The sequence below is a fragment of the Telluria sp. Soil_C_11 genome (genome assembly GCF_057657395.1).
This window is the reverse complement of sequence record NZ_JBDGIN010000007.1, coordinates 24,590-36,846: the sequence shown is the minus strand read 5'-3', so window position 1 is coordinate 36,846 and position 12,257 is coordinate 24,590. Positions and strand designations below refer to the sequence as shown.

At 66.7% G+C, this 12,257-nt stretch carries 9 protein-coding genes; 5 read left to right on the top strand and 4 right to left on the bottom strand.

Going from position 1 to position 12,257, the window contains the following annotated elements:
- Window positions 1-81 precede the first annotated feature (81 nt).
- Window positions 82-714 (top strand): response regulator, encoded by a 633-nt coding sequence (locus AC3A6M_RS13390; protein ID WP_487853206.1) that lies wholly within the window; start codon window positions 82-84, stop codon window positions 712-714.
- 300 nt (window positions 715-1,014) lie between these two features.
- A complete protein-coding gene (locus AC3A6M_RS13385; protein WP_487853205.1) occupies window positions 1,015-3,690 on the top strand; it encodes a GGDEF/EAL domain-containing response regulator in 2,676 nt (891 codons plus the stop codon).
- On the opposite strand, the gene AC3A6M_RS13380 is transcribed toward AC3A6M_RS13385, so the two are convergent.
- The gene (locus AC3A6M_RS13380) at window positions 3,675-4,967 is read right to left on the bottom strand and encodes an NCS2 family permease (RefSeq protein ID WP_487853204.1); all 1,293 of its coding nucleotides are present in this window, start codon (window positions 4,965-4,967) and stop codon (window positions 3,675-3,677) included. The genes AC3A6M_RS13385 and AC3A6M_RS13380 overlap by 16 nt on opposite strands.
- Window positions 4,968-5,117: 150 nt before the next feature.
- On the opposite strand from AC3A6M_RS13380, the gene AC3A6M_RS13375 reads away from it, so the two are divergent.
- From AC3A6M_RS13375 to AC3A6M_RS13365, 3 genes are all read left to right on the top strand, one after another.
- Window positions 5,118-6,335 (top strand): DUF2863 family protein, encoded by a 1,218-nt coding sequence (locus tag AC3A6M_RS13375; RefSeq protein ID WP_487853203.1) that lies wholly within the window; start codon window positions 5,118-5,120, stop codon window positions 6,333-6,335.
- A gap of 423 nt (window positions 6,336-6,758) precedes the next feature.
- Complete coding sequence (locus AC3A6M_RS13370; protein ID WP_487853202.1) at window positions 6,759-8,003, top strand: glycosyltransferase; 1,245 nt, start codon at window positions 6,759-6,761, stop codon at window positions 8,001-8,003.
- Between the two features lie 76 nt (window positions 8,004-8,079).
- Window positions 8,080-9,351, top strand: coding sequence for a lipoprotein-releasing ABC transporter permease subunit (locus tag AC3A6M_RS13365; protein ID WP_487853201.1), 1,272 nt, complete (start codon window positions 8,080-8,082; stop codon window positions 9,349-9,351).
- A gap of 16 nt (window positions 9,352-9,367) precedes the next feature.
- On the opposite strand, the gene AC3A6M_RS13360 is transcribed toward AC3A6M_RS13365, so the two are convergent.
- The 3 genes from AC3A6M_RS13360 to AC3A6M_RS13350 form a co-directional block, all read right to left on the bottom strand.
- The gene (locus tag AC3A6M_RS13360; protein WP_487853200.1) at window positions 9,368-10,198 is read right to left on the bottom strand and encodes a metallophosphoesterase; all 831 of its coding nucleotides are present in this window, start codon (window positions 10,196-10,198) and stop codon (window positions 9,368-9,370) included.
- A gap of 86 nt (window positions 10,199-10,284) precedes the next feature.
- Window positions 10,285-11,439, bottom strand: coding sequence for a UDP-galactopyranose mutase (gene glf, locus AC3A6M_RS13355; protein ID WP_487853199.1), 1,155 nt, complete (start codon window positions 11,437-11,439; stop codon window positions 10,285-10,287).
- Between the two features lie 387 nt (window positions 11,440-11,826).
- A complete protein-coding gene (locus tag AC3A6M_RS13350) occupies window positions 11,827-12,237 on the bottom strand; it encodes a KGG domain-containing protein (protein ID WP_487853198.1) in 411 nt (136 codons plus the stop codon).
- Between the last annotated feature and the right edge of the window lie 20 nt (window positions 12,238-12,257).

Sequence of the window (12,257 nt, the reverse complement as noted above, 5' to 3'; positions counted from 1 at the left end):
AATCGAATGTAATTAGCGCCTAAAATCGTCCGTTTTGCCGGGCACGCCGGCGTGTATGTGTGACTTTGGGGACGAAAGAGATTGACCAGGCTAGTCATTGCCGATGACCACGAGCTGATTCGCGAGGGAGTCAAGAAAATCCTGCGCAATTGTGCCGACCTGAAGATCGTTGGCGAAGCGGCCAACCTGAACCAGGTGTTCGCGCTGGTGGCCCAGGTGCGTCCCGACATGGTTTTGCTGGACATTACCTTGCCCGATTGCGATGGACTCGACGGCCTGACCGAACTGCGCCGCCACTATCCCGACCTGCGCGTCATCCTCTTGAGCGGGCACCCGGAAGAACGGTATGCGGTGGCGGCCCTGCGCGCCGGCGCCTTCGGCTATGTCTCGAAGGCGGCCGTCTCGGACGACCTGGTGGCGGCCCTGCGCAAGGCGGGCGAGGGCACGCCCTGGATCGGATCGCGCGTCGCCGAACTGCTGGCGCGCGAGGCGACCCGCCCGCCGCAAGCGCCGCCGCACCAGGTGCTGACGCCGCGCGAGGTCGAGATCGTGACCCTGATCGGGACCGGCCTGCAGATCAAGCAGGTCGCCGCCGAGCTCGGCATCAGCATCAGTTCCGTCAACACCTACCGCAACCGAATCTTCCGCAAGATGGGGCTGGCGTCGAATGCGGCCCTGATCCGCTACGCCCTCCGGAACGGACTGGCAGGCTGAATCCAGCGTTGCCAATAGGCAACAATGTGAATGATCGGATGTCGTTGAATTCACGACAGCAGCGCTGCGGCGCGGCCCCGCAGCGGCCCGCGCCGCACCCGGTTTTCCCTATGAAGAAGAGGCTGGCGCCGGGGGCTCGGCGCGTCCGGCCGGGAGCCGGTACGTACGTTGCGCGCAACAGCCGGCCTCGTGCATTCGCGCGTCACAATGTTATAACTTATCCATCTTGCCTATCAATGTCGCAAGTATGTGGCCGCCCTGCAGCGCGGCGGCTGTCCGCGTAGCCTGGATTCAGGACAGATGATCATCAAGCGAGAAAAAGCCCGGCCCGGGGAGACGGTGGACATCCTGGTCGTGGAAGACAGTCCCACCCAGGCGCAGCACCTGGCGCGCCTGCTGACGAGCGAACCCGGCTGGCAGGCAAGGATCGCCGGCGACGGCTCGGGCGCGCTGGCCGAAGTGGCGCGGCGCCGGCCCCACCTCATCATCAGCGACATCGCGATGCCCGGCATGGACGGTTTTACGCTGTGCCGGACGCTGAAGGACGACCCGGTCTACGCCAACCTGCCGGTGGTCCTGCTGACCCGCATGAGCAGCCTGAACGACATCGTCCGGGCGCTCGAATCGGGCGCCGACAGTTTCGTGCGCAAGCCCTACGACGGCGTCCAGCTGCGCGAGCGCCTGCGCCGGATCCTGCAGGATTGCGCGCTCGGCGCGCCCGACCGCCCCCTCGAATTCATGGCCGCCGAACGGCGCCAGATCTACGAGCTGCTGGTCGCCACCCACGCCCAGACCCTGCGCATGAATGCCGAACTGGCCGAGCAGCGCGGCGTGCTGGAACGTTCCTGCCGCTCGCTGGCGACCCTGCACGGGATGGCGGCCGCGCTCAACGGGGCGGTCGGCGAACAGGCCGTCGCCGAGGCCGCGCTGGCCCACCTGCTGGCCTTGCCGGGGCTGGCCGGGGCCGCGATCGGCGCGATCGGGCCGGACGGCGGCGTGCGCACGCTGGCGGCGCGCGGCATGCCGCCTGGCGCGGCAATCGGCTCGCCGCTGGTGCGCCTGCCGCTGCTGGCCCAGGGGCAGGAAGTCGGCGTGCTGGAACTGTTGCCGTCCGGCCCGGTGCTGGGCGACACCGAGCGTTCGCTGCTCGACAGCGCCGCCACCCAGCTCGGTTCCGCGCTCGAGCGCGCGCGCCTGTACGGCTGCATGGAAGCGCTGGTGGTCGAGCGCACCGATGCCCTGCGCTCGGAGCGCAACCGGCTGTCGGCGGTGGTGGACACGGCCGGCGCATTGGTGCTGCTGGCGGCGCCCAGCGGCCATATCGTGATGTTCAACCGCGCCTGCGAAGAGGCGCTGGGCTGGAGGTCGCACGAGGCGATCGGCCGCCCGTGCTGGGACGTGGTGCGCCGGGTCGAGGACGAGCTGGCGGTGCGGCGCGTGTTCCAGGACCTGGACGGCATGCCGCCGCGCGCCCGCATCCAGGGCGAATGGCATACCCGGACCGGCCGCCCGCGCTCCATCATCTGGACCATGACCCTGCTGCGGCGCGACGACGGCAGCGTCGAATACGTGCTCGGCACCGGCATCGACGCCACCGAGCTGCGCGGCGCCGAGGAGCGCCTGCGCTACGTCAGCAACTTCGATACCCAGACCGGCCTGCCGAACCGCCTGCTGCTGCGCGAGCGCCTGCGCCAACTCAAGGCCCAGGCCAAGGGCGCGGGGCAGGTGCTCGGCTTCATGCTGCTGCGGCTCGGGCGCATGCCGCTGATCCGCGAGGCGCTGGGGCCGGCCGCCGAACAGGCGCTGCTGCAGGAAGCGGCCGGGCGGCTGCGCGAGACGGCGGGCGCGGACGTGGCCGGGCGCTTTTCCGACAACACCTTCGCGGTGCTGGCCCAGTGCACGGTGGCCGAGGACCTGGGCCTGAGCGCGCGGCGCCTGCTGGCCGCGGTCGGCAAGCCCTTCGCCTGGGAAGACCAGGAACTGCACCTGGATCCGGCGATCGGCATCGCCGTCTTTCCGAACGACGGCGTGCAATACGAAGCGCTGGCGAGCGGCGCCGAGGCGGCGCTGCGCCAGGCGCTGGAGGACGTCGGCCAGCGCGTCGCGTTCTACCGCCCGGAACTGAACCAGGACGCGAACGAGCGCTTCAAGCTGGAGAGCGCGCTGCGCCGCGCCATCGAGCGCGAGGAACTGGTGCTGCATTACCAGCCCCAGGTCGACCTGGCCAGCGGCCGCATCGTCGGCGCCGAAGCGCTGCTGCGCTGGCGCCATCCGGAGCGCGGCATGGTGTCGCCCGGGGTGTTCATTCCGCTGGCCGAGGAGACCGGGCTGATCGTACCGATGGGCGACTGGGTACTGTCCGCCGCCTGCCGCCAGCAGTGCGCCTGGCGCGAGGCCGGGCTGCCGCTGGTGCCGGTCTCGGTCAACCTGTCGGCGCACCAGTTCGACGACCGCATCGTCGCCACCGTCGGCCGCGTGCTGGAGCAGTACGGCGTCGAGCCGCACCTGCTGGAACTGGAGCTGACCGAAAGCGCCTCGATGGCGGATGCGGACAAGAGCTGCGCGCTGCTGGCCCAGCTCAAGAACATGGGCGTCAGCCTGTCGATCGACGATTTCGGCACCGGCTTTTCGAACCTGACTTACCTGAAGCGCTTCCCGGTCGACAAACTGAAGCTGGACCAGTCCTTCGTCGCCGACATCCTGAAGAGCGGCGACGACCTGGCGATCCCGCGCGCGGTGATCGCCATGGCGCACGGGTTGCGCCTGACGGTGGTGGCGGAAGGAGTGGAGACGGCCGGCCAGCTGGCGGTGCTGGCCGAACACGGCTGCGACATGATGCAGGGGTATTACTTCAGCAGGCCGCTGCCGGCCGAGGACTTCGGCAGGATGCTGCGCGACGGCGCGATGCTCGACCTGGCGCCGCTGCGGCAAGGCCAGGCCGAGGAATCAGGCAGCGCGCATCAGGTGCCGATGTAGACGATCTTGAAGGCGAACAGCGCCGCGATGACCCACACCACCGGCGCGACTTCGCGCACGCGGCCGGTGGTCAGCTTCAGCACCGCATAGGTGATGAAGCCGAAGGCGATGCCCTCGGCGATCGAATAGGTAAAGGGGATCGTCAGCGCGGTGATCGCGGCCGGAATCGCCTCGGTGGTGTCGCCCCATTCGATGTCGCCGAGGTCGCGCAGCATCAGGCAGGCGACGAACAGCAGCGCCGGCGCGGTCGCGTACGGCGGCACCACGCCGGCCAGCGGCGCGATGAACAGGCAGGCCAGGAACAGCACGGCGACGGTGACGGCGGTCAGGCCGGTGCGGCCGCCCGCCTGGACCCCGGACGCGGACTCCAGATACGCCGTGGTGCTGGAGGTGCCGAGGGTGGCGCCGGCGACGATCGCGGCGCTGTCGGCCAGCAGGGCCTTGTTCAGGCGCTCCATCTTCCCTTCGACCAGCAGGCCGGCGCGGCCGGCCACGCCCATCAGGGTGCCGGTGGCGTCGAACAGCTCGACCAGGAAGAACACCAGGATCACGTTCAGGATGCCGACGCCCAGCGCGGCCGGCACGTCCAGCTTCATGAAGGTCGGGGCCAGCGAGGGCGGGGCCGAGACCACGTTGTGGAAGGCGTTCCCGCCGAAGAAGAAGCTCAGCACCGTCACCGCGATGATGCCGATCAGGATCGCGCCGCGCACGCGCAGGCGGTCGAGGGTGACGATCAGCAGGAAGCCGATCATGGCCATGATGGCGCCGCCCTGGTGCAGGTCGCCGACCTTCACCAGGGTCGGTTCGCTGGCCACCACGATGCCAGCGTTCTTCAGGGCGATCAGGGCCAGGAACATGCCGAGGCCGACCGTGATCGCGACCCGCAGCGAGCGCGGAATGCCGTTCACGATCATGGCGCGCAGGCCGAACACGGACACCAGGATGAACAGGCAGCCGGACACGAACACCGCGCCCAGCGCCGCCTGCCAGGGCACCTTCATGCCCAGCACGACGGCGTAGGCGAAGTAGGCGTTCAGGCCCATGCCAGGCGCCATCGCGATCGGGTAGTTGGCATACAGGCCCATCACCGCGCTGCCGAGCGCCGCCACCAGGCAGGTGGCGACGAACACGGCTTCCTTCGGCATCCCGGCGTCGCCGAGGATCGACGGGTTGACGAAGATGATGTAGGCCATCGTCAGGAAAGTGGTGAGCCCGGCCAGGATTTCGGTGCGCGTATCGCTGCCGCTCTGTTTGAGGTTGAAAAGGCGTTCAAGCATATTGTTTTTGTGCGTGAAGGAAGGGATGGGCGAAGCATAACACCTGGCGCGCGATTGGCCGAGCGTTTGGCAGGGCCGGCAAGCATTCCGCACGGCTTTCCGGTCCCATTTGATAACATGGTGCCTCATTCACTCTTTACGATTGCCGCCATGCCCAAAAACAAGCGCCCAGCTCCCCGCAAAACCGTGAAGCCGGCGGCGGAGCCAGACCACGAGGCGCTGGCCCAGAACCTGGTCGATCTCGCGCTGGACATCACCGAGACCGACCCCGATGATCTGCAGGCCGCCGCGCGCAAGCCGCAGTACGAGCAGGACCTGCTGACCCTGGTCCGGCGCGCGCTGCGCCGCCAGCACGACGAGGTGCTGTACGGCGCGATCGAAGCCGCGCGCTACACCGACCCCGAGTGCTGCCGCTACCTGCAGGAGCAGATCGAGGAAGAAGCCGCGACCCTGCGCCTGCGCGACGAGGACGGCGCCGAGCTCGAGATCGATGCCTTCATGATTCCGCTGTTCGTGAGCAGCACGGGCGGGCTGAAAGCCGCCGAGGTGTTCCAGGACGATGCCGCCTTCGAAGAGCTGAGCGACAGCTTCCGCCACACCGGCCTGGCCAGCGCCGACAGCCGCGTGGTGCTGGTGCGCTACCTGTACGACCTGGACGAGGTCGACCACATCGGCTACAGCGACCTGCAGCAGATGCTGAAGGAAGCGGCGGCCACCATGCGCAGCAGGAAGCTGGTGGCGGCGCCCGCGATCGAAGCCAGCATGCGCGGCTGGCACGCCAGCGGCTATGGCCCGGACGACGAGGCGATGGAACTGCGCTTCCTGCTGGGCTTTTCGCTGAAGCATGCCGACGACCCCTTCTACAGGGTGCCGAAGGACGAAGCCGCGGCCGACGCCTATTTCGAAGCCCGCATGGCGCGCTACCGCATGTGGGCCGGCAGCATCGCTCCGCTGCTGGCGCGCTGCCTGTCGTCGGACCCGCTGCACATCGAGCTGAACTTCCTGTACCAGGACCTGTTCTACGGCGCGAAAGAGCAGGGCGTGGCCGAGCTGGCGATGCTGGCCACGCTGGCCGACGTGAACGGCCGCCTGGACGAGCTGGAGCTGGAAGCGGAACGCATCAAGGCGGTGGTGGCCCCGGTCGACCTCGGCGACCACGCGGCGCTGCGCATCAACCTCTACCCGCTGGACGGCGGCGCCCCGCTGGCGACCATCGACAAGCCGCTCGACCTGGCGGCCGACCTGGAAACGGAGATGGAAGACCTGTGCGATGCGCTGGGTACGGTCGGGCTGGACGGAGTGCTGGTGGCGCGCGGATTCGATGAGGGCGGGCAGCCGGAGGGGGCGGAGGCGTATTTGAGCGATTGATGGCCTTGCCCGTCGTCCCCGCCTTCGCGGGGACGACGTTAACTGTGTCGCGCCGGCGCGTTTTTCGCCCGATTCCTTCCAGTAAATACGATTTTTTAATACTTCTGTTCGCCACTTAACCCCTGCGCACGCTTGAGTGCACGATGGATTTTCGTAGTAGTTTTTCTTGAATGATCGTAGGACTAAACCTACATTTTTGACCAACAGTCACAAGTTCCCTAGGGAGCCGGACCCTCGCCGGCAGATTTTCGTTACCTATTGTCAATATTGCAATTGGTAAATGAAAATCTTGAGAATATTGCATGTTACGATTCTCCGGTCCGGCACGCCGATTCCTGGTGCATGCGACCGCATTCCCAGTCAATCCCGCCCGGTTGAATCCCAGACAAACGAGAACGCCCGAAGGCGAAAGGAACTTGAAAAATGCCAACCCTGATCGTGTTTTGCCACCTGCGTTGGGACTTTGTGTTTCAGCGTCCCCAGCACCTGATGACCCGCATGGCCGAACACTACCGAATCCTGATCGTCGAGGAACCGGTGTACCACGAAGGGCAGGCACACCTGAAGAAGACGGCCGTCGCGCCGAACATCACGGTGTGCCAGCCGCATACCGCGATCCATGCGCCGGGCTTCCATGACGACCAGATCCCGACCCTGCAAACCCTGCTGGCCGACCTCGTGCCGCAAGGCGAGAAGCCGGTGGTCTGGTTCTACACCCCGATGGCGCTGCCGCTGCTGCAAAGCTTCGAACCGTCGCTGGTTGTCTATGACTGCATGGACGAACTGGCCGCCTTCAAGAATCCGCCGAAGCAGCTGGTGCAGCGCGAAAGCGCACTGCTGAACATCGCCGACCTCTGCTTCACCGGCGGCCCGAGCCTGTACCAGTCGAAGAAGGAACGCCACGCCAACGCCCACTGCTTCTCGAGCAGCGTCGACGCCAAGCACTTCCAGAAGGCCCAGGACCGTTCGTACAGCCACCCCGACCAGGCGAACATCCCGCATCCGCGCCTCGGCTTCTACGGCGTGATCGACGAGCGCTTCGACACCGAACTGATCCGCGAGATGGCGGCTGCCCGTCCCGACTGGCAGATCGTGCTGGTCGGCCCGGTCGTGAAGATCGACCCGGCGCACCTGCCGCAGGCGGCCAACATCCACTACATGGGCCAGCGCACCTACGACGAACTGCCGAAGTTCCTGGCCGGCTGGGACGTCTGCCTGCTGCCGTTCGCCCTGAACGAGTCGACCAAGTTCATCAGCCCGACCAAGGTGCTGGAGTACATGGCCGCCGAACTGCCGTCGGTCAGCACCCCGATCACCGACGTCAAGGTGCCTTACGGCGACGTGGTCGCCATCGCCGAGACCCCGGCCGAGTTCATCGCCGCCTGCGAGCGCATGCTGAACGCGAGCGCGGAACAGAAGGCGGCCCTGGCCGAGCGCATGCGCGCGATCGTCGCCCGCACCTCGTGGGACATCACCGCCAGCGCGATGCACAAGCTGATCCAGACCACCGAGCCGGGCAACAAGGCCCAGCGCCTGACCGCCGACCTGGCCGACATCGCCGGCGCCGGCGACAAGGTCAGCGCGCTGCCGCTCAGCGCAGCGCACAAGCAGGCTGCCCCGGCCGTCGACATCGCCGACGCACCGAAGAAGGCCCAGGCCGCCGAATAAGCGGCCGGCCTCCGGACGAAGCCGCCCGCGCGGGAATGCGTGGGCGGCTTTTTTGCTTTTATGGCAAAATGCGCGGATGAGTATCCTGCACCGTCTGCCTTACGAGTGGCTGATCGGCCTGCGCTACACCCGCGCCGCCAAGCGCGCCAGCCGCAACCGCTTCCTGTCCTTCATTTCCCTGATCTCCGTGGCCGGCATCGCCCTCGGCGTCGCCGCCCTGATCGTCGTCCTGTCCGTGATGAACGGCTTCGAGAAGGAGGTCACCGCGCGCATGCTCTCGGTGCTCGCCCACGTCGAGGTGCTGGCGGCCGACGGCGCCATGCCCGAATGGCGCACCCTCGAAGCGCAGGCGCTGCGCAATCCCGAGGTCAAGGCCGCGGCGCCTTTCGCCGAACTGCAGGGCATGCTGCTGCGCGAAGACACGATGAAGCCGGTGGTGATCCGCGGCGTGCTGCCCGAGGCGGAGGTCAAGGTGTCCGACATCGCGGGCCAGACCCATGCCCGCAACCTGGCGGCGCTGGCATCCGGCTCGTCGAACGTGGTGCTGGGCAGCGAGCTGGCGCGTTCGCTCGCGGTGAAGGCCGGCGACAAGGTGCGCCTGCTGGTGGCGGCTCCCGGTGCGGCCGGCCAGCCGGGCCAGATCGCGACCCGCCAGCGCGTGTTCACGGTGGCCGACGTCTTCGATTCCGGTAACTACCAGTTCGATTCGGCCCTGGCCTTCGTGCACATCGACGATGCCATCTCGCTGCAGGGCCTGGCCGGGCCGTCCGGCCTGCGCCTGCGCCTGGCCGACATGTACGCGGCGCCGCGCGTGGCGGTGGAACTGGCGCGCGGCCTGGACGAGCGCTTCCTGGTGCGCGACTGGACCCGCGTCAACGCCACCTGGTTCGCGGCCGTGCAGTCGCAGAAGCGCATGATGTTCGTGATCCTCACCATGATCATCGCGGTGGCCGCCTTCAACCTGGTTTCGACCCTGGTGATGACGGTGCGCGACAAGCAGGCCGACATCGCGATCCTGCGCACCCTGGGCGCCTCGCCGCGCTCCATCATGCAGATCTTCGTGATCCAGGGCACCCTGGTGGGCGTGCTCGGGACCCTGCTTGGCGTCGCCTTCGGGGTGCTGGTCGCAATGAACGTCGACGTCATCGTGCCGGCCATCGAGCACCTGTTCGGCGTGCAGTTCCTGGCCAAGGACATCTACCTGATCAGCGAAGTGCCGAGCGACCTGCGCTGGGCCGACGTCGGCCGCATCGGCGGCGTGGCGGTGCTGCTCGCCTTCGTGGCCACGCTGTACCCGAGCTGGTCGGCCGCGCGGCTGCAGCCTGCAGCGGCGCTGCGCTACGAATAAGCCCGGGAATGTCTGTCTAGATGTCGATGACCAGGTCGGGGCGGAACGCGGCCTGCTCGCCCTTGTTCGCATAGCCGAGCGGATTGGCGACCACGCGGCAGCTGCGCCGGCGGCCGCCGGCGTCGCCTTCGACCACATAGTCGTTGGTGCAGTGCAGGTGGCCGTGCATCCACACGTCGGCGAACGGAATCAGCTCGTCCATCGCATTGCAGAAGCCCGCCGTGCCCGGCGTGACGCCGTAGCGCGGATCGGCGCTGCGCAGGCTGGGCGCGTAATGGGTCACGGCCACGGTCGGCCCGTCGAAGGGTTCCGCCAATGCGGCGCGCAGCCACTCCTGGCAGGCCAGCGACATCTCCCGCTGTTCTTCGGCCAGCACCGGCTTGCCGTTGCGGAAGGTGGTGTTCTTGCTCAGGTAGTAGTTCGCGGCCCGGAAGGCTTTTCCGCGCGCCTGCAGCCGCTTGTCCGGCTCCTGTTCCTGGATGGCGACGGCGTCGAAGTCGCTCCACAAGGTGGTACCGACGAAGCGCACGCCGTCGACCACGATGCTCTCCCGGTCCAGCCACGCGATGCCGAGGTAGTCGCAGACGCGGCGCAGGCGCGCGTAGGCATCGTCGTGTTCGAGGCCGTCGAATTCGTGGTTGCCGGGGACGTACAGTACCTTCGCCGCAGAACCCGTGTGCCGCGGCGCGAAGCGCGCCAGGCCGAAATCGTCGTCCGGCAGGCGCGACCGCGCCTGGTAGGAGCCGATGTCGCCGGCCAGCACCACCACGTCGGTGCCGGGATGGAGGATGGGTTGGAAAGCGGGATCGCGCTCGAGGTGCAGGTCCGAAAATAGCTGAATTCGCATGATCGGGCCAGTATAGCGGAACGCCGCCAGCGGCAACGCCCCGCCCGCGCCGGAAGGCCCGGGCGCAGGCGGCGGCCTGACTGCGGTCAGGCCAGCGGGTCGATCGCGAAGGCCGGCATGCGGGCGTTCTGGCGCGCGGCTTCGAGGAACTTGTCGGACGTGGTCAGCGCCTCGTTGATGGTGACGTCCATGTCGAGGTAGCGGTAGGTGCCCAGGCGGCCGACGAAGGTCACGTTGGCCTCGTCCTTGGCCAGGTTGACGTAGCGCTCCAGCTGCGCCTTCTCGCGCGCCTGGCGGATCGGGTAGTAGGGCACGTCCTTCTCTTCGCACTGGCGGCTGAATTCCTTGTACATGACCGAGCCTTCATGCTGCTCCCATGGCGAGAAATGCTTGTGCTCGGTGATGCGGGTGTAGGGCTGGGCGTCGTCGCAGTAGTTGATGACGGCGTTGCCCTGGTAGTCGCCCTGTGCGCGGAAGACTTCGAAGTCCAGCGTGCGGTAGGGCAGGCGGCCTTCGGCATGCTTGAACCAGGAATCGATCGGGCCGCTGTAGAACACGTGGTCGTAGTCGACCTTCGCATCCGGATCGAACCGGGTATTCAGGTGCACCGTGATGCCGGGCACGTCGAGGATGCGTTCCACCAGCACCGTGTAGCCATCCTTCGGCATGCCCTGGTACTTGTGGTTGAAGTAGTTGTCGTCGTAGTTGAAGCGCACCGGCAGGCGCTTCAGGATGCTGGCCGGCAGTTCGCTCGGGTGCAGGCCCCACTGCTTGATGGTGTAGGTCTTGAAGAAGGCTTCGTACAGCTCGCGGCCGACGAAGCGCAGCGCCTGTTCCTCGAAGGTGGTCGGGTTCTCGATCGACTTGTCGCCCAGCTTCGCCAGGAACTCCTGGGCTTCGGCCGGACGCATGGTCTTGCCGAAGAACTGGTTGATGGTCAGCAGGTTGATCGGCAGCGTGTAGACGGCGTTGTTGGTGATGGCTTTTACGCGGTTCACGTAGGGCATGAACTCCATGTAGCGGTTCACGAACTCCCAGGAACGTTCGATGTCGGTGTGGAAGATGTGCGGTCCGTAGACGTGGACCATGACCCCGGTTTCGGGATCGCGTTCGGAATGGCAATTGCCCGCCACGTGGGGACGGGATTCGAAGACTTCGACCTGGTAGCCCGCGTGCGCGAGCTGGTTTGCGATCACGGCTCCCGAAAATCCAGCGCCAACGATGGCGATATTCTTTTTCATCTGTTTATCCTGACTGTTGAGTTGAATCCGTAATCCTGCGGCGGCCGCAGGAGCTGAAGCTTTAGTGCCGGATAAGAACATGGGTGCGACGAAGGGCTGACTACGACGGCAACCTGCTTGCAGGGTTCGCGTGCGCGGCCCGCCGGGCGCGGCTCCGTTTGCATGCGGGGCATGCCGCAGGGCGCGGGGCGCGGCGTTCAATATCGTGCCAAAAATATATCATTGATCACCCGTTCGGCATCGCACAATTGGATGCGTCCGGAATGGAGGCGGGAGGAGAGCAGGCCGGGCAAATTCCCGTGATGCGTTGCGGAAAATGCGCCGTATTCACAGAAAAACTGCCGGGCATTGCCGGCAGTTCATGAAACAAGTTCTCAGGCGCCGGAATCAGCGCTTGTCGTTCTTGTGGCTCTGCGAGCCTGCCCTGGCGTGCTGTTCCGAAGAACCGCCGCGGGTGCCGCCGCTGCCGGCATTGTTGCCGCCGCTCTGCTGGTTGCCGTCGTTCTTGTGGCTCTGGGCGCCGGCGCGGGCATGCTGCTCCGGCGAGCCGCCGCGGGTGCCGCCGCTGCCGCCACTGTTGCCAGTGTTGCCAGTGTTGCCGCCGCTCTGCTGGTTGCCGTCGTTCTTGTGGCTCATCGAACCGGCGCGGCGCGCTTCTTCCGAGGTGAACTCGTGGGCGTTGCCCGAAGCGTGGGCGGCCTTGCCGCCTTCGGACGCGATCTCGCGCTGCTTTTGCGGGTCCATGCCTGCGAAACCGCGGTTGCCGTTGTTGCCGTTCTGTTGGTTGTTTTGTGCCATGATCATTCTCCTTTAATGAA